The sequence below is a fragment of the Burkholderia sp. MSMB1072 genome (assembly GCF_001524725.1).
Classification (GTDB): Bacteria; Pseudomonadota; Gammaproteobacteria; order Burkholderiales; family Burkholderiaceae; genus Burkholderia.
Map to the genome: position 1 here is coordinate 21,300 of NZ_LOYC01000006.1, position 17,759 is coordinate 39,058.

The 17,759-nt window shown below is 70.3% G+C and carries 12 protein-coding genes; 10 read left to right on the forward strand and 2 right to left on the reverse strand.

Going from position 1 to position 17,759, the window contains the following annotated elements; all coding sequences use genetic code 11:
* Positions 1-2: 2 nt before the first annotated feature.
* Positions 3-956: a LysR family transcriptional regulator gene (locus tag WS89_RS01675; RefSeq protein WP_059789299.1), complete on the reverse strand. Its 954-nt coding sequence runs from the start codon at positions 954-956 to the stop codon at positions 3-5.
* A 126-nt stretch (positions 957-1,082) separates the two neighbouring features.
* Here WS89_RS01675 and WS89_RS01680 point away from each other — a divergent pair, with 126 nt between their 5' ends.
* The 10 genes from WS89_RS01680 to WS89_RS01725 all read left to right on the forward strand — a co-directional run bounded on the left by WS89_RS01680 (position 1,083) and on the right by WS89_RS01725 (position 17,189).
* Positions 1,083-1,727: a glutathione S-transferase family protein gene (locus WS89_RS01680; protein WP_059789300.1), complete on the forward strand. Its 645-nt coding sequence runs from the start codon at positions 1,083-1,085 to the stop codon at positions 1,725-1,727.
* Between the two features lie 35 nt (positions 1,728-1,762).
* Entirely contained in the window at positions 1,763-3,832 is a 2,070-nt protein-coding gene (locus WS89_RS01685) for a pyridoxamine 5'-phosphate oxidase family protein (RefSeq protein WP_059789301.1), read from the forward strand.
* A 758-nt stretch (positions 3,833-4,590) separates the two neighbouring features.
* A complete protein-coding gene (locus WS89_RS01690) occupies positions 4,591-6,819 on the forward strand; it encodes a TonB-dependent siderophore receptor (RefSeq protein WP_059789302.1) in 2,229 nt (742 codons plus the stop codon).
* A 59-nt stretch (positions 6,820-6,878) separates the two neighbouring features.
* The gene (pnuC, locus tag WS89_RS01695) at positions 6,879-7,502 is read left to right on the forward strand and encodes a nicotinamide riboside transporter PnuC (protein ID WP_059789303.1); all 624 of its coding nucleotides are present in this window, start codon (positions 6,879-6,881) and stop codon (positions 7,500-7,502) included.
* 36 nt (positions 7,503-7,538) lie between these two features.
* Positions 7,539-8,729, forward strand: coding sequence for a phosphotransferase enzyme family protein (locus WS89_RS01700; protein WP_059789304.1), 1,191 nt, complete (start codon positions 7,539-7,541; stop codon positions 8,727-8,729).
* A gap of 205 nt (positions 8,730-8,934) precedes the next feature.
* Entirely contained in the window at positions 8,935-10,248 is a 1,314-nt protein-coding gene (locus WS89_RS01705; protein ID WP_059789305.1) for a TolC family protein, read from the forward strand.
* Between the two features lie 50 nt (positions 10,249-10,298).
* Complete coding sequence (locus WS89_RS01710) at positions 10,299-11,744, forward strand: efflux RND transporter periplasmic adaptor subunit (RefSeq protein WP_156440499.1); 1,446 nt, start codon at positions 10,299-10,301, stop codon at positions 11,742-11,744.
* Between the two features lie 128 nt (positions 11,745-11,872).
* Positions 11,873-15,085 (forward strand): efflux RND transporter permease subunit, encoded by a 3,213-nt coding sequence (locus WS89_RS01715; protein ID WP_059789307.1) that lies wholly within the window; start codon positions 11,873-11,875, stop codon positions 15,083-15,085.
* Positions 15,085-15,768: a heavy metal response regulator transcription factor IrlR gene (gene irlR / locus WS89_RS01720; RefSeq protein ID WP_034205392.1), complete on the forward strand. Its 684-nt coding sequence runs from the start codon at positions 15,085-15,087 to the stop codon at positions 15,766-15,768. Before WS89_RS01715 ends, irlR begins: the two co-directional genes overlap by 1 nt.
* Positions 15,765-17,189 carry a heavy metal sensor histidine kinase gene (locus WS89_RS01725; RefSeq protein WP_059789308.1) on the forward strand — a complete coding sequence of 475 codons (1,425 nt, stop codon included), beginning with the start codon at positions 15,765-15,767 and terminating at the stop codon, positions 17,187-17,189. The genes irlR and WS89_RS01725 overlap by 4 nt, the downstream gene beginning before the upstream one ends.
* A gap of 79 nt (positions 17,190-17,268) precedes the next feature.
* Here the strand turns inward: WS89_RS01725 and WS89_RS01730 are convergent, their stop codons facing one another.
* Positions 17,269-17,562: a DUF4148 domain-containing protein gene (locus tag WS89_RS01730; RefSeq protein ID WP_059789309.1), complete on the reverse strand. Its 294-nt coding sequence runs from the start codon at positions 17,560-17,562 to the stop codon at positions 17,269-17,271.
* Between the last annotated feature and the right edge of the window lie 197 nt (positions 17,563-17,759).

Sequence of the window (17,759 nt, forward strand, 5' to 3'; positions counted from 1 at the left end):
GCTCAGTCCTCCGCGCGCTTCGGTCGCGGCGCACGCGCGGGCGGCGCGACCGGCGTTTGCCCGAGCCGCGCCTTCATCGCATCGATGAACGCCCGCACCTTCGGCGACGGCAGCCGCGTGGACGGATACACCGCATGAATCCCGGCCGGCGCCGTGCGCCAACCTGGCAGCAGCCGCACGAGCCGGCCGGCCGCGACGTCGTCCGCGGTCGAGAAATCCGTCAGCAGCCCGAAACCGCCGCCCGCGAGCACGATCGCGCGGCACGCGGTCGCGGTGTTCGACACCACCGGCGCGACGCAGCGCACCGATGCGTGGCCGCCGCGCGCGTCGTCGAGGTCGAGCGTATGCGGGCGCGGCAGCGACGACAACATCACGAACGGCAGCGCGGCGAGCGCATCCGGATCGCGCGGCAGCCCGTGGCGGGCAACGAACGCCGGGCTCGCGACCAGCCATTTCTCGTAGGTGCCGAGCTGCACCGCGCGATGGTTCGAATCGGCGAGGCGGCCGATGCGGATCGCGACGTCGAGGTTGTCCGCGACGAGATCGACGACGCGGTCGTTCGCGACGAGTTCGACGGCGAGCGCCGGATGCCGGTCGCGCAGCGCGACGACGGCCGGCGCGACGACCAGCGCACCATAATCGATCGGCACGCTCACGCGCAGCGTGCCGCGCAGCGGCCCGGCGTCGGACGACACCGTGTCGAGCGCGGCTTCGGCGGCGCGCACGATGTCGCGGCACGCGTCGTAGAACACGCGCCCGGCATCGGTCACGCTCAGCCGCCGCGTCGTGCGCACCAGCAGGTTCGCGCCGACCTCGGATTCGAGGCGCTGCATGTGCGTGCTGACGACCGTCTTCGCGAGGCCGAGCCGCTCGGCCGCGGCCGTCAGCGAGCCGGCATCGACCACCGCGACGAAGATCGCCAGCCGGTTCAGGTTCACGTCGCGCAAATCGGCCATCGTCGATTGTCCTATGGAAGCGGATAATGTTTCAGCAATTATCCGTCTTCTGGCGACGAACCGCGAGCGCTACGCTGGGGCCGTTCGTCGCCGATCCCCGGCGGCGCGAGATTCCGGAGTGTTTCCATGTCTGCCGCCAGCAAGCCTGCTTCGCCGATCCGCGTTTATTCGTTCCTGTTGTCCGGGCACGCGCACCGTGTCCGGTTGTTCCTGTCGCTGCTCGGGCTGCCGTCCACGACCATCGACGTCGATCTCGCGGCCGGCGCGCAGCGCGAACCGGCGTTTCTCGCGCTCAATCCGCTCGGGCAGGTGCCGGTGATCGACGACGGCGGCACCGTGATCGCCGATTCGAACGCGATCCTCGTGTATCTCGCGAAGCGCTACGGCGACGCGCACTGGCTGCCCGACGATCCGGTCGGCGCGGCCGTCGTGCAGCGCTGGCTGTCGTACGCGGCCGGCCCGATCGCGTCGGGCCCGGCCGCCGCGCGGCTCGTGACCGTGTTCGGCGCGCAGCTCGACCCGGAAGCGGCCAAGCGTACGGCCGCGAAGGTGCTCGACGTGATCGATCGCGAGCTGGCCGGCAAGCCGTTCGCGGCCGGCGCGCAGCCGACGATCGCGGACATCGCCGCGTACACGTACATCGCGCACGCACCGGAAGGCGGCGTGTCGCTCGAACCGTATCCGCACGTGCGCGCGTGGCTGGCGCGTATCGAGGCGTTGCCGGGCTTCGTCGCGATGCCGACGACGCGCGCGGGCCTGCTCGCCGCTTGACGCTCGCGGCCACCGTGCCTGTTCAGGAGAACGCAATGAATACGCCGAGCGCCGTCGTACCGGGCTGGGAACTCGAGGTCACGCCGTTTCACGCGGGCGAGCTTGCCGTGCAGCAGCGCGCGGGCGTGACGGACGCGGCGGGCGCGGCCGGCCGGCGCGGCATCCGGCGGTTCATGCCGGACCAGCACCGGACCTTTTTCGCGCAACTGCCGTTCTTCGTGCTCGGCGGCGTCGATGCGCAGGGCCAGCCATGGGCGACGCTGCGGGTCGGCGCACCGGGTTTCGTCACGTCGCCGGACGCCCGCACGCTGCGCATTGCGGCGCGCGCGCTGCCAGGCGACCCGCTGGCCGGCGCGTGGCGGGCGGGTGCGCCGCTCGGCGGGCTCGGGATCGAATTCGATACGCGGCGGCGCAATCGCGTGAACGGCGTCGTGCGCGCGGCGGACGGCGATGTGCTGACGATCGCGGTCGAGCAGAGCTTCGGCAATTGCGCGAAGTACATCCAGGGCCGCAAGCCGACCTTCATTGCGCGGGACGTCGACGCATCCGTCGCGCCCGACGTGTCGGATGCGCTGAGCGATGCGGACCGCGCGCTGCTCGCGCAGGCCGACACGTTCTTCGTCGCGAGCGCGAACACGTCTCCCGACGCGGGCGCGGCGCGCGGCGCGGACGTGTCGCATCGCGGCGGGATGCCGGGCTTCGTGCGCGTCGACGATGCACGCACGCTGACGACGCCCGATTTCAGCGGCAACCGGTTCTTCAACACGCTCGGCAACCTGCAGCACGATCCGCGCGCGGGGCTGCTGTTCGTCGATTTCGACGGCGGCGACGTGCTGTATGTCGCCGCGCACGCGGAGATCGTGTGGGACGGGCCGGTCGTCGCGTCGTTCGACGGTGCGCAACGCGTCGTGCGCTTCCATGTGCGGGAAGTGCGACGCATGCGGGCGGTACTGCCGTTCCGGTGGTCGGCGGTCGAGCGCGCGCCGCAGTTCGCGGCGATGGCGTCGTCGTCGGGCGGCGCGGCGGCACCGGCCGCGGCCGCGCCCGCGCCGTCCGCGGCTGCGCCGGCCTCGGCGCCCGCATGGCGGCCGCTGCGCATCGCGAAGATCGTCGACGAGGCGCGCGCGATTCGGTCGTTCCATTTCGAGCCGGCGGATGGCGGCGCATTGCCTGCGTACGAAGCCGGTCAACACCTGACGCTACGCGTCGCGCTGCCGGGCAGCGACGCGCCGTCGATGCGCAGCTACACGCTGTCCGATGCACCGGGCGGCACGCATTACCGGATCACCGTGAAGCGCGAGGGGCGCGTATCGGCGTGGCTGCACGATCATGCGCGGGCAGGCATGACGCTCGACGCGCAGATGCCGCGCGGCCGCTTCGCGTTCGATCTCGCGAGCCCGCGCCCGGCCGTGCTCGTGTCGGCCGGCATCGGCATCACGCCGATGGTCGCGATGCTGCGCCGGGCGCTGGCCGACCACACGCCGTCGCGCCGCGTCGTGTTCGTGCACGGCGCGCGCGAAGCGGCCGACCGGCCGTTTGCCGCGGAACTGGCGCGCATCGCGGCCGCCGATGCACGCGTGTCGCTTCACTGGTTCGACAGTCGTCCTCACGAAGGGGCGGCCGCGCGGGCAGGCCGCATCGACGTCGGGCAACTGAAGCGGATCCTGTCGTTCGACGACTACGACTTCTACCTGTGCGGGCCGTCGGCATTCATGCGCGACCTGTACGACGGGCTGCGCGCACTGAACGTGCCGGACGAGCGCATCCGTTTCGAGGCGTTCGGGCCGTCGAGCGTTTCGCGCAGTGCGACCCGCACGGCCGCCGCGCCCATGGCGGCAAGCGTGCCGGTGGTGTTCCGGCGCACGGGGCGCGAAGCCGCGTGGACGCCTGCCGACGGCACGCTGCTCGAATTCGCGGAAGGACAGCGCGTGGCCGTGCCGTCCGAATGCCGCGCCGGTTCGTGCGGCACTTGCGCGACGCGCGTGCTGTCGGGCGCGGTCGACTACGCGCAGACGCCCGATGCGCCGGTCGCACCCGGCTGCGCGCTGCCGTGCGTCGCGCGGCCCGCGCAAGGGGCCACGGAGCCGCTCGTGCTCGATTGCTGACGCGCTTGCGACATGTGACCGCGGACGGCTTGCCGCGCGAAAAGTGCGCGCGACTGCTGCTTTTTTTCGGATGCCGTCCGGGTCGACGATAGCGTCGACCGATTTGATGAACGAGCCCGTCGTGAAACTGCTCGGCATGGAGGTGACGATGCAGGGGGGCTAAAGCGAACGGCTGACGAACCGGTAGCAGGCGCCCATTCCCGCGCCGGTTCCAGGCACGTTCCGCCCGGCGCACGACGACGCGGCGTCGGGGCCGGCACGCGCGACGCGAATCGCGCCCGCATCTTCGCCGCCGTCGTGCCGCCCGAACCGCGATTCCGGTTGCCGCCTTCTCCGTTTCCCGTTCCGCCTGATTCCTCGGCCCTGTGCCCCGCCCGGGGTAAAATGCGCGCCACGCCGCGATGTCGCGCGCCGGGCAGGCCGCCGTTCCGACGAACGGCCGGCGCGAGTGCCCGCCGCTCGCACCGGGGCGTTCGAAGCGTCCCCCGCATGACACGATCGCGCGAGGCAGCCGGCCGGCCGACAGGCACCCGGCGGACCCGTCGGCCGCTGCATCGTTTCCGGCGCGTCATCCGAATCCGATGCCCCATCCTGCGCTGTTCCGACCGGCCGGCCCGCTTGCGCGCCGCATGGTCCGGTTCGTCCGATGAATACCGCGTCGACGCACGCGTCCGGCGACGGGCGCGGCGGCGGGTGCACGCTTCGCAGCTTCCAACGGGTTTCGACAGGGTCGAGTGGCGAGTTTTCCATCCAGAACAATGACGGTGAATAGAACAACAGCGGCGCCCGAACGGCGGCGCACGAAGGTCGGGCTCGGTGTCGGTCTCGGCGTCACGCTTTTCGCGGTGCAGGCTGCCGCGGCACCGGGCGACCCGCCCGCGCCGGGCGCCGACGCGACCGGCAGCGCGACGCTGCCCGCGATCACGGTGAGCGGCGAGCGCGGCCACCCGCTGCGGGCGCGCGAAGCGTCGGTCGCGGGGTTCGACGACGCGCCGCTGCGCGACACGCCGGCGTCGGTGAGCGTCGTCACGCGCGCGCTGATCGACGATCAGCAGGCGAAGCGCTTGAGCGACGTCGTGCGCAACGATGCGTCGGTCGTCAACGACTATGCGCCGGTGGGTTATTTCGAAGGCTTCGCGATCCGCGGCTTTCCGGTCGATCTCGCGAGCGCGATCCGGATCGACGGGCTGACGGTGTCCGGCGAGCAGAACGTGCCGCTCGAGAACAAGGAGCGCGTCGAGATCCTGAAAGGGCTCGCGGGCATCGATGGCGGCGTCGTCGCGCCGGGCGGCGTGATCAACTTCGTGACCAAGCGCTCCGCGAACGTCGCGAGCGTGACGGGCGGCGTCGACAGCCGCGGCTCGACGTCGGCGGCCGTCGATCTCGGCCGCCGCTTCGGCCCCGACCATCAGTTCGGGTTCCGGATCAATGCGGCGAAGGAGAACATGCACTCCTATATCGACGGCACGAACGGGCGGCGCACGTTCGGCTCGATCGCCGCCGACTGGGACATCGGCCCGCGCGCGAGCCTGCAGCTCAACGCCGAATTCCAGCAGTGGATCCAGCGCTCCGCGCCCGGCTACCAGTTGCTCGGCGGCACCGTCGTGCCGTCGGTCAAGACGACGTCGAAGGCGCTCGGCACGCAGCCGTGGGCGAAACCGGTGACGACCGATGCGCTGAACCTGAACGCACGCTTCGACTACCGGTTCAACGACGACTGGAAGGCCTACGTCGCCGCCGGCCGTAGCCGCACGATGATCGACGACAACAGCGCGTTCGCGTACGGCTGCTCGTACGCGGCAAGCTGCGCGGCCGGCGCGACGTCGCCGTTCTTCTTCGGCGCGAACGGCGACTACGACGTATACGACTTCCGCAGCCCCGGCGAATACCGGCGCAACGACGATCTGCGCGCGGTCACGACGGGCAGGTTCGCGACGGGGCCGCTGCGGCACGAGCTGACGCTCGGTGTGAGCGTGCAGCGCCGCGTCGTGCACATGGCCGACGCCGTGTACGACTACGTGGGCAGCGAGAACGTCTACGGGCCGGACCTGACCTTCTCGCCGTCGCCGAATTCGCCCGGGCCGTCGTATCCGCGCCTCGATGCGTGGCAGTACGGCGTGTTCGGGCTCGACCGCATCGGCATCGGCGAGCACTGGCAGGTGCTCGCGGGCGGCAAGGAAGTGCTGCTGCGCCAGCGCAGCTGGAGCAGCCTCGACGGCGATACGACACATACCGACCGCTCGGTGTTCCTGCCGCAGGTCGCGCTCGTCTACAAGCCGGTGGACGTGCTGTCGCTGTATGCGTCGTACAGCAAGGCGCTGTCGCTCGGCGATCAGGCGCCCGTGCGCGCGACCAACGCGTATGCGTTCCTGCCGCCCGTCGAATCGCACCAGTTCGAGGTCGGCGCGAAATACGACTGGCTCGACCGGCTGAGCCTCACGGCCGCCGTGTTCTCGATCAGCAAGCCGTTCCAGTTCGCCGATCCCGACGCATCCGGCACGACCTACACGTTCGTGCAGCGCGGCACGCAGCGGCACCAGGGAATCGAGCTCGGCGCCGCCGGGCGCGTGACCGAGCGGCTGGGGCTGACGGCCAGCGTCGCGGCGATTCGCGCCCGCGCGGTCGATTCGGGGTCGCCGGCCTACGAAGGACACCAGATCATCAACGTGCCCGCGCTGCGCGCGTCGCTGTATGCGGACTACGCGGTGCCGGGCATCGCGGGCCTGAACGTGCTCGGCGGCGTGGAATACAGCGCGGCGCGCAACGCGAACGAGGAAGGCACCGCGCGCGTGCCGTCGTGGTTCGTGTTCAATCTCGGCGCGCGTTATACGACGAAGATCGGCGGCCATCGCACGGTGTTGCGCGTATCGGTGGACAATCTGTTTAACAAGTTCTACTGGCGCGACGCAGGCGAGCAGCAGGGCGATGCGTACCTGTTCCCGGGTGCGCCGCGCACCGCGCGCGTGTCGTTGACCTATGATTTCTGACCGACCGGAATCGGCCGCGTGACGCGCGGCCCCGGCAGCCCACCAGGAGAGCACAGACGATGTCCCCACTCGAAATCGCCGGCGTGATCGTCAGCACGCTCGCGATCTGGCTGACCGCGAAACGGCGCATGCTGTGCTGGCCGGTCGGCCTCGCATCGGTCGCGCTGTACGGCTGGATCTTCTTCGACGCGAAGCTGTATTCCGACATGCTGCTGCAGGGCGCGTTCGCGGTGCTGCAGGTGTACGGCTGGCAGCGCTGGCTCGCGCAGCGCGCGCGCGAGGCCGCCGGCGGTGCCGACGGCGAGGCGGCGCCGGCCGGCGATGTCGCACCCGTGACCGGCGTGCGGCCCCGGCAGATGCTGCCCGACCTGATCGCGGCCGTCGTCGGCAGCGCGCTGCTCGGCGGGATGATGGCGCGCTGGACCGATGCGGCGCTGCCGTTCGTCGATGCGTCGCTGACCGCGTTCAGCCTCGTCGCGCAATACTGGACCGCACGGCGCTACATCGCGTCGTGGGGACTGTGGATCGTCGTGAACGTCGTGTACGTCGGGATGTTCGTGTTCAAGGAACTGTATCTGACGGCCGGACTCTATGCGCTGTTCATCGGGCTGGCCGTCGTCGGCTGGCGCGACTGGAGCCTGACGGCCGCCGCATTGCGCGCGGCCGCCGGCGGCCCGCGCTGATCCGCGCACGGATTCAACTACGGAGCAACGCCGTTCATGTCATTCCCCCTCGAGCCGGACGGCCCCCTGTCGCGCGACGTCGCGCCGCCGCAATTCGGCGTCGATGGCGAGCAGGCCGAACGCGACTGGCCGCTGATCACGCACGACGAAGTGGCGGCCGTGCTCGCGCGGATCGACGGCGCGGGCGAACCGGTGAGGCTGACGTGGCACAGCCCGCGGCAGTTCGCGGCAGCCGTGCTGGTGCGGATGGCCGACGGGCGCGGGTTGTTCGTCAAGCGTCATCACGCGAGCCTGCGCGATGTCGCCGGGCTCGAGGAAGAGCATCGCTTCATCGCGCATCTGCGCGCGCGCGGGATGCCGGTGGTGGACGTGCTGGCCGATCGCAACGGTGCGACCGCGTTCGCGTCCGGCGAATGGACGTACGAGGTGCACGTGCTCGCACCCGGCGTCGATCCGTATCGCGGCGTGATGTCGTGGCAGCCGTTCACGCATCCATCGCATGCGTATGCGGCCGGCCGCGCGCTGGCCGAGCTGCATCGCGCGTCGGCCGGCTACGATGCGCCCGCGCGGCCCGTGCGCACGCTGCTGTCGAGCTTTCGCGTGCTGTCGTGCGCCGATCTGGCGGGCGCGCTCGAGCGCTGGGTCGACGCGCAGCCGCTGCTCGTGCGTGCGCTCGGCTCGCGCGACTGGCGTGGCGACGTGGCCGACGCGATCGGCCCGTATCACGCGCGCCTCGTGCCGCTGCTGCCGGCGTTGCCGCCGCTGTGGACGCACGGCGACTGGCACGCGTCGAACCTGCTGTGGACCGAGGCGGGGCCCGGCGCGCAGGTCCGGACCGTGCTCGATTTCGGCTTGTCTGACCGCACCTGCGCGGTCATGGACCTCGCGCTCGCGATCGAGCGCAATACGGTCGACTGGATGGCGCAGGCCGATGCGCGGCGCGTCGAATACGACCAGATCGACGCGCTGCTCGACGGCTACGAATCGCTCGAACCGTTGAGCGACGACGCGTATGCGGCGCTGGTCGCGCTGCTGCCGATCGTGCATACGGAGTTCGCGCTGTCGGAAGTCGCGTATTTCGGCTGCATCATCGATGCGCCGGCGATCGTCGACATCGCGTACGACGGCTACCTGATCGGGCACGCGCGCTGGTTCGGCGAACGCGACGGGCAGCAACTGCTCGACTGGCTCGTGCAGCGGCGGCGCGCGAAGCAAGGGCTCGCCTGATCCGAGTGCGCGGGCCTGCCGCGCACGCGTCGCGCCGTAAGTTCAACCCGTCCTCCCGATCTTCGACGCGGCATGCCGTTCCCGCAGGGCGGTCGCACGCCTGCGTGCCGCTGCACCCGACATGACGAAAATATCATCTTCGCCTCATGTTCGCACTGCGGCCGGTCCGTAGCATCGGTCGCGAACCGTTACCGCAGAACCGAACATGCTCAAGCTCAACCTCGCCGCGGCCATCGTCTTCGCGATGGCCGCGACGGCTCATGCACAGCCGTCGCCGACGCCGGGGCCGGCCACGACCGCAGCCGGCAGCGCGACGCCGATCGGCGCACCGCCATCCGGCGCGCTTCCTGCGCCGTCATTGACGCTGTCCGATGCGCTCGCGGTCGCGGCGCGGAACAATCCGGCGCTGCGCGGCGCGCGCGCGGACGTCGATGCATCGGCCGGCGCGTTGATGCAGGCCGGCGCGCGCCCGAATCCCGAAGTGTCGTTCCTGCAGGAAGGCTTCAGCCGCGCCGAACGCACGTCCACCGCGATGATCGGCCAGGCCATCGAACTGGGCGGCAAGCGCCGCGCGCGGCTCGACGTCGCGTCGTACGGCCGCGAGGCGGCGAGCGCCTCGCTCGACGAGCAGGGCGCCGCGGTGCGCGCCGACGTGATCGCCGCGTTCTACGGGCTGCTCGCCGCACAGCGCCAGCTACAGGTGACCGAGGAATCGGCCGCGATCGCCGCGCGCTCCGCGGATCTCGCGGCGCGCCGCGCGCAGGCCGGCAAGGTGTCGCCGGTCGAGGCGACCAAGGCGCAGGTCGCGGCGGCCGGCGTGCAGATCGAAGTGGTGACCGCGCGCGGCCGTGTCGAGGTTGCGCGCGAGAAGCTGAACGCCGTGATGGGCGAAGCGCGCAGCGACCGGCTCGCGGTGCGCGGCGACCTGGAAAACGTGCCGCCGGTCGAGCCGCTGTCCGCGTTGACCGCGCAGCTCGACGACGCACCGCTCGCGCGGGTCGCGCGCGCCGAGCTGCTGCGCGCGAATGCGGCCGTGTCGCTCGAACGCGCGCGCCGCGTTCCGGACGTGACGGTTAGCGCGGGCGTGAAGCGCGTGACCACGGGCGGCGTGCCCGACAATCAGGCCGTGGTCGGCATATCGATTCCGATTCCGCTGTTCAACACGAACCGGGGTGCGCTGCTCGAGGCGACGCACAAGGCCGAGCGCGCGAACGCCGATCTCGATCGCGAACGCACGCGCCTGCGGCTGGAGCTCGCGCAGGCGTACGCGAATTTCGAGGCCGCCGAGCAGGAAGCGCAGCGGCTGAAATCCGACATCCTGCCGGCCGCGCGTCTTGCGCTCGACGCGATGTCGCGCGGCTACGAGCTCGGGAAGTTCAGCTTCCTCGACGTGCTCGACGCGCAGCGCACGCTGTTCCTGGGGCAGTCGCAATACGTCCGTGCGCTCGCCGGCGCCCATGCGGCTCGCGCCGATATCGGCCGGCTCGTCGGCACGCCGCTCGCGGCCGTCGCGCGCTAAGCGCCGCTCTCACCGGAAGGATCATCATGTCACGCAGCAGAATCTTCGTTATGGCGGCCGCCGTGCTCGGCGGCGCAGGGATCGTGATCGGCGCGCTCGCCGTCGCGCGGGGCGGCGGCGGCGCATCGGCGCCGACGGCCGCCGATGCCGCGCAACCGGCCGAGGGCGCCGGCGCGCGCGGCGGTGTCGTGCTCGAGCGCGGCAAGCTGTCGGTCGAGATCGTGATGACGGAAAAGCCCGGCGACGCGCGGCTCGTCGTCTATCCATTCGTCGACGGCAAGCCTGCGATCGACGGCGTGACCGTGTCCGGCACGCTGGTGCGGTACGACCGTACGCGCGAACCGTTGCGGTTCGACGTGGCCGGCCGGAAGTTCGTGTCGGCGCAGTCGATCGCGAAGCCGCACGTGTTCGATGCGACGATCGACGTGAAGGCTGGCAACGATGCGGCATCGTTCCCGTTCGCGCGCGCCGACGGTGCGATCGCGCTGAGCGACGCGCAACTCGCGACGTCGAGGATCGCGCTTGCGAAGGCCGGCCCCGCGCAGATCGCGACGCCGTTCCAGTTGCCGGGCGAGATCAAGTTCAACGAGGATCGCACCGCGCACGTGGTGCCGCGCGTGGCCGGCATCGTCGAGCAGGTGTCGGCGTCGCTCGGGCAGAACGTCGCGAAGGGGCAGGTGCTCGCGGTGATCGCGAGCACCGATCTGGCCGACCGCCGCAGCGAGTTGCTGACGGCCGAGCGCCGTCTGGCGGGGGCGCGCGCGACCTACGAGCGCGAACGCACGCTGTGGCAGGAACGGATTTCGGCCGAGCAGGATTACCAGCAGGCCCAGGTGCAGTTGCGCGAGGCCGAGATCGCCGTGCAGAACGCGCGGCAGAAGCTCGCCGCGCTGAACGCGCCAGTCGGCGCGGGCGCGCTGAACCGTTACGAACTGCGCGCGCCGTTCGCGGGCACGATCGTCGAGAAACATGCGACGCCCGGCGAGGCGATCGCCGCCGACGCGAGCATGTTCGTGATTTCCGACCTGTCCACCGTATGGGCCGAGATGGCGGTGCCCGCGCAGCGGCTCGACGACGTACGCGTCGGCCGCGACGCGACGGTGATCGCGACCGCGTTCGAATCGCGTTCGAGCGGCCCGATCGCGTACGTGGGGTCGCTGCTCGGCGAGCAGACGCGCACCGCGCCGGCGCGCGTCGTGCTGCCGAACCCGGACCGCGTGTGGCGCCCGGGGATGTTCGTGAACGTGTCGGTCGATGCGGGTGCGCAGGGCGTGCCGCTCGCGGTCGCGAGCGACGCGCTGCAGGACGTCGACGGCGCGCCGTCGGTGTTCGTGCGCTCGCCGAAAGGCTTCGTCGCGCAAGCCGTCGAGACGGGGCGGCGCGACGAACGCGCGACGGAAGTGCTGAAGGGGCTCCAGCCTGGCCAGGAATACGCGGCGTCGAACAGCTTCGTGCTGAAGGCGGAACTCGGCAAGGGGAGCGCGGAACATGAATGAGCGGCAATACGCATGCGCCGTGGCGAGGCTGGCGGCTCTTCATGCGGCTTGCTTTCCGAGCGGCCGGTCGACCGGCCGCTCGGCCCGTCCGGTGAGGACGTCCGTGCTCCGCTTCAAGGAATCCCGACATGTTTGAGCGCCTGATCCGCTTTGCGATTGCGCACCGCTGGCTCGTGATGCTGGCGATCGCGGCCGTGGCCGCGCTGGGCGTGTTCAGCTACCAGCGCCTGCCGATCGACGCGGTGCCCGACATCACCAACGTGCAGGTGCAGATCAACACGTCCGCGCCCGGCTACTCGCCGCTCGAGGCCGAGCAGCGCATCACCTATCCGGTCGAGACCGCGATGGCCGGGCTGCCGGCGCTGGAGCAGACGCGCTCGATCTCGCGCTACGGGCTGTCGCAGGTCACCGTGATCTTCAAGGACGGCACCGACATCTACTTCGCGCGGCAGCTCGTCAACGAGCGCATTCAGGAAGCGAAGGACAAGCTGCCGGCCGGCATCGCGCCCGCGATGGGGCCGACGTCGACGGGCCTCGGCGAGATCTACCTGTGGACCGTCGAGGCCGACGCCGGCGCGCGCAAGCCCGACGGCACGCGCTATACGGCGGCCGACCTGCGCGAGCTGCAGGACTGGGCCGTGCGGCCGCAGTTGCGCAACGTGCGCGGCGTGACCGAGGTCAACTCGATCGGCGGCTACGTGAAGGAGTACCGCGTCGCACCGAACCCGGCGAAGCTGATGTCGTACGGGCTGACGCTCGCCGACGTCGTGCGCGCGCTGGAGCGCAACAACGACAACGTCGGCGCCGGCTACATCGAAAAGCGCGGCGAGCAGTATCTCGTGCGCGTACCGGGCCAGGCGCGCACCGTCGACGACATCGCGAACATCGTGCTGACCAACGTCGGCGGCGTGCCGGTGCGGATGAAGGACGTCGGCGCGGTCGACATCGGCCGCGAACTGCGCACCGGCGCCGCGACGTCGAACGGCGAGGAAGTCGTGCTCGGCACGGTGTTCATGCTGATGGGCGAGAACAGCCGGACGGTGTCGAAGGCCGTCGCCGCGAAGATGGAGGACGTGAACCGCACGCTGCCGGCCGGCGTGAGGGCGATTCCGGTGTACGACCGCACGGTGCTCGTCGAGAAGGCCGTCGCGACGGTGAAGAAGAACCTGCTCGAAGGCGCGGTGCTCGTGATAGCCGTGCTGTTCCTGTTCCTCGGCAACATCCGCGCGGCGCTGATCACCGCGCTCGTGATTCCGCTGTCGATGCTGATGACCTTCACCGGGATGGTCAACGCGAAGGTGAGCGCCAACCTGATGAGCCTCGGCGCGCTCGACTTCGGGATCATCGTCGACGGCGCGGTGGTGATCGTCGAGAACTGCGTGCGGCGGCTCGCGCATGCGCAGGCGGCGGCCGGGCGGCCGCTCACGCGCGCCGAGCGTTTTGCCGAAGTGTTCGGCGCTTCGCAGGAGGCGCGCCGCGCGCTGATCTTCGGGCAACTGATCATCATGGTGGTGTACCTGCCGATCTTCGCGCTGACCGGCGTTGAAGGCAAGATGTTCCACCCGATGGCGACGACCGTCGTGATGGCGCTCGCCGCCGCGATGGTGCTGACCGTCACGTTCATCCCGGCGGCCGTCGCGTTGTTCATCGGCGAGCGGGTCGAGGAGAAGGAAAACCGGCTGATGGGCTGGGCGCGGCGCGCGTACGAACCGGTGCTCGCCGCGTTCATGACGCGCCCGGCGCGCGTGATGACCGGGGCGGGCGCGATCGTGCTGGTCACGCTGGGGCTGGCGACGCGCCTCGGCAGCGAGTTCATCCCGAGCCTGAACGAGGGCGACCTGGCCGTGTCCGCGCTGCGGATTCCCGGCACGAGCCTGTCGCAGTCGGTCGAGATGCAGAAGTCGATCGAGAAGACGCTGAAGGCACGCTTCCCCGAGATCGAGCGCGTGTTCGCACGCACCGGCACGGCCGAGATCGCGGCCGACCCGATGCCGCCGAACCTGTCGGACGGCTACATCATGCTGAAGCTGGCCGACACGTGGCCCGATCCGAAGAAGCCGCGCGACCGGCTCGTGCGCGAGATCGAGGACGCGCTCGCCGAGCTGCCGGGCAACGCGTACGAGTTTTCGCAGCCGATCCAGCTGCGCTTCAACGAGCTGATCTCGGGTGTGCGCAGCGACGTCGCCGTGAAGCTCTTCGGCGACGACATGGCCGTGTTGAACCGGACGGGCGAGCAGATCGCGGCTGCACTGCAGAAGGTGCCGGGCGCGTCGGAGGTGAAGGTCGAGCAGACCACGGGCCTGCCGGTGCTGACCGTCAACCTCGACCGCGACAAGCTCGCGCGCTACGGCGTGAGCGTCGCCGACCTGCAGGATTCGGTGGCCGCGGCCGTCGGCGGGCGGAAGGCCGGCACGCTGTTCCAGGGCGACCGCCGCTTCGACATCGTCGTGCGGTTGCCCGACGAGCTGCGCTCCGACATCGAGGCGATCAAGCGGCTGCCGATCGCGCTGCCCGCGCCGGCCGCGGGCGCCAGCGCGCCGCTCGCGGCGGCGCCGTACGTGCCGCTCGCGGAGCTCGCGACGATCGACGTGGCGCCGGGCCCGAACCAGATCAGCCGCGAGGACGGCAAGCGGCGGGTGGTGGTCAGCGCGAACGTGCGCGGCCGCGACGTCGGCTCGTTCGTCGCCGATGCGCGCGAGCAGTTGCAGCAGGACGTGCGTGTGCCGGCCGGGTACTGGGTGTCGTGGGGCGGGCAATTCGAGCAGCTGCAAAGCGCGAGCGAGCGCCTGAAGCTCGTCGTGCCGCTCGCGCTGTTCATGGTGTTCGTGTTGCTGTTCGTGATGTTCAACAACGTGAAGGACGGGCTGCTGGTGTTCACCGGCATTCCGTTCGCGTTGAGCGGCGGCGTCGTGTCGCTGTGGCTGCGCGGGATTCCGCTGTCGATCACGGCGGCGGTCGGTTTCATCGCGCTGTCCGGCGTGGCCGTGCTCAACGGGCTCGTGATGATCTCGTTCATCCGCAACCTGCGCGACGAAGGGATGCCGCTCGACGCGGCCGTGCGCGACGGCGCGCTCACGCGGCTGCGGCCCGTGCTGATGACCGCGCTGGTCGCATCGCTCGGCTTCCTGCCGATGGCGTTCGCGACCGGCACCGGCGCCGAGGTGCAGCGCCCGCTCGCAACGGTCGTGATCGGCGGTATCCTGTCGTCCACGGCGTTGACGCTGCTGGTGCTGCCGGTGCTGTACCGTGTCAGCCATGCGGTGTCGTGGCGCACGGCGTTGCGCGGCGGCGTCTGTGCGCGCGTGCTGCGCCGGCTGGGTTTCTTCAAGGGTAATGCGTGATGCGAATTCTGATTGTCGAGGATGAACCGAAGACGGGCGCATATCTGCGCAAGGGCCTGACCGAGGCCGGCTACGTCGTCGACTGGGTCGAGGACGGCATCACGGGCCAGCACCAGGCCGAAACGGAGGAGTACGACCTGCTCGTACTCGACGTGATGCTGCCCGGGCAGGACGGCTGGACGCTGCTGCAGAACCTGCGGCGCAGCAAGTCGACGCCCGTGCTGTTCCTCACCGCGCGCGACGACGTCGGCGATCGCGTGAAGGGGCTCGAACTCGGCGCGGACGACTATCTCGCGAAGCCGTTCGATTTCGTCGAGCTGACCGCGCGCATCAAGTCGATCCTGCGGCGCGGCCAGCCGCGCGACTCGAACACGCTGCGCGTGGCCGATCTCGAACTCGACCTGACGCGCCGCAAGGCCACGCGGCAGGGCGACACGATCCTGCTGACCGCGAAGGAGTTCGCGCTGCTGTGGCTGCTGATGCGCCGCGAAGGCGAGATCCTGCCGCGCGCGACCATCGCGTCGCAGGTGTGGGACATGAACTTCAACAGCGACACGAACGTCGTCGATTCGGCGATTCGCCGGCTGCGCTCGAAGATCGACGACGCGTACGAACCGAAGCTGATCCACACGGTGCGCGGGATGGGCTACGTGCTCGAAACGCGCGGCGGCGCGGCCGCATGATTGCGCGCCTGCTGCCGCGCACGCTGCGCGGCCGCCTGACCGCGCTGATCATCCTGTCGACGTCGGTGATCCTCGCGTCGAGCGGCGTCGCACTGTACGAGGCGCTGAGCAACCGCGTCGAAGCCACGGCGGCCGAGCAGATGGCCGGCATTTCCGCCGCACTGGGGGCGCATCTGGCCGAGGCGCGCACGACGGCCGACGTCGCGCGCAACGCCGATATCTGGATCGACCAGTTGCACGGGCATCCGAACATGGATCTCGCGATCTTCGATGCCGGCGGTGCGCGCCTCGTCGGCACGCCGGGCTTCCGCCCGTATGCGCCGCTGCTGTCGACGAACGCCGGGCGCGTGCCGGTCGGCATCGCCGCGCCCGGCGTGCGGCACCGGTATCTGCTGACGGGCGTGCCGCTCGCCGGCGCCGGGGCGCCCGTGGTGCGCGTCGCCGTGCAATACGACCGCAGCGCCGACGTGCTGCTGTTGCGCACGCACGCTTATACGATCGTCGTGATCGAGGTGTTCGGCGTGGTGCTCGCGGCCGCGATCGCATACGGCGTCGCGGCGCTCGGGCTGAGCCCGCTGCGACGATTCGCGGCGCGCGCCGAGCAGATGTCGACGAGCCGGCTCGCGCATCCGCTGCCGGAACTCGATACGTCAGGCGAGCTGAAGGAACTCGAGCATGCGTTCAACGGGATGCTTGCGCGGCTGAACGAATCGTTCACGCGGCTGAGCCAGTTCTCGTCGAATCTTGCGCACGACATGCGCACGCCGCTGACGAACCTGCAGGCGGCCGCGCAGGTCGTGCTGTCGCAACCGCGCAGCGCGGACGAATACCGGAGCGTGATCGAGTCGAGCATCGACGAATACCAGCGGCTGTCGCGGATGATCGAGGACATGCTGTTTCTCGCGCGTTCGGAGCAGGCCGGCACGTCGATCGATGTGCGGCGCCTGAATGCGGCGGAGGAGGCCCGGCGGGTGGCCGGCTACTACGAGCCGCTTGCGGAAGACGAGGGCGTGACGGTGAAGGTCGACGGCCATGCATGGGTCGATGCGGATCTGACGCTGTACCAGCGCGCGTTGAGCAACCTGCTGTCGAATGCGCTGACCTATGCGCCGCGCGGCAGCGTCGTGACGATCGATTGCGTCGAGCAGGGCGGCGCGACGACGATCGCCGTGTCGGACACGGGGCCCGGCATCGCGGCGGAGCACGTCGGGCGGATTTTCGAGCGCTTCTATCGCGTCGATCCGTCGCGGCACGATTCGGCGTCGGGCACGGGGCTCGGCCTCGCGATCGTCCGGTCGATCATGGACAATCACGGCGGCGAATGCGGCGTCGACAGCGAGCCGGGTCGCCGCACGACCTTCTGGCTGCGCTTTCCGCGACGGCCGGCCGCGCCTGAACGGCCGGCCGCCATCGGCACCTGACGGCGCGGGCGCACACGCCCGCGCGTTCGCCGCAAGGCAGCCGCGCGCGGCGCGTTGCCTGCGGCCGTGGGGCTGGGCGTCATTGCTTCGCGGTCAGGTCGTCGTGATTGTCGGTCTGCGGCTTCTTCTCGCCGCCATGCACCGAAATTCCGTGCAGTTCCTTGTTGCGTGCAACGATCTCGCCGGTCGGCGGGTACTGCGTCTTGCTCGTCGGCACGACCCCGTCGTGCTGCGCCTGCTTCAGTTCGTTGACGACCTGCGAGCGGGACTTGCCTTGCGTTTGCGTTTGCGTTTGGGCGAGCGCGGCCTGCGTGGCCATGCCGAGCGACAGCGTGGCGGTGACGAACCATGCTGCGAGTTTTGCGGTTTTCATCGATGCTCTCCTTGATCGCGGCCGCCGGGTGGCGAACCATGGACCCAGTATGCGAAAGCGGCCGTGCGCGATCGTGATCGCGAGATGAAAAATGCGTCAGATTGCGGCGCGCGCCAGTGCGCCGTGCGGACTCGTTCGACATGACGCAACCGTCATGTTCGCGTCATCGGTGCGATGAGCGGGAAGCGGAACATGAA

Bases quoted from the DNA above. Each gene is read 5' to 3' on its own strand.
- WS89_RS01675 (WP_059789299.1), bottom strand. From the start codon at position 956: ATGGCCGATTTGCGCGACGTGAACCTGAACCGGCTGGCGATCTTCGTC.
- WS89_RS01680 (WP_059789300.1), top strand. From the start codon at position 1,083: ATGTCTGCCGCCAGCAAGCCTGCTTCGCCGATCCGCGTTTATTCGTTC.
- WS89_RS01685 (WP_059789301.1), top strand. From the start codon at position 1,763: ATGAATACGCCGAGCGCCGTCGTACCGGGCTGGGAACTCGAGGTCACG.
- WS89_RS01690 (WP_059789302.1), top strand. From the start codon at position 4,591: ATGACGGTGAATAGAACAACAGCGGCGCCCGAACGGCGGCGCACGAAG.
- pnuC (WP_059789303.1), top strand. From the start codon at position 6,879: ATGTCCCCACTCGAAATCGCCGGCGTGATCGTCAGCACGCTCGCGATC.
- WS89_RS01700 (WP_059789304.1), top strand. From the start codon at position 7,539: ATGTCATTCCCCCTCGAGCCGGACGGCCCCCTGTCGCGCGACGTCGCG.
- WS89_RS01705 (WP_059789305.1), top strand. From the start codon at position 8,935: ATGCTCAAGCTCAACCTCGCCGCGGCCATCGTCTTCGCGATGGCCGCG.
- WS89_RS01710 (WP_156440499.1), top strand. From the start codon at position 10,299: ATGGCGGCCGCCGTGCTCGGCGGCGCAGGGATCGTGATCGGCGCGCTC.
- WS89_RS01715 (WP_059789307.1), top strand. From the start codon at position 11,873: ATGTTTGAGCGCCTGATCCGCTTTGCGATTGCGCACCGCTGGCTCGTG.
- irlR (WP_034205392.1), top strand. From the start codon at position 15,085: ATGCGAATTCTGATTGTCGAGGATGAACCGAAGACGGGCGCATATCTG.
- WS89_RS01725 (WP_059789308.1), top strand. From the start codon at position 15,765: ATGATTGCGCGCCTGCTGCCGCGCACGCTGCGCGGCCGCCTGACCGCG.
- WS89_RS01730 (WP_059789309.1), bottom strand. From the start codon at position 17,562: ATGAAAACCGCAAAACTCGCAGCATGGTTCGTCACCGCCACGCTGTCG.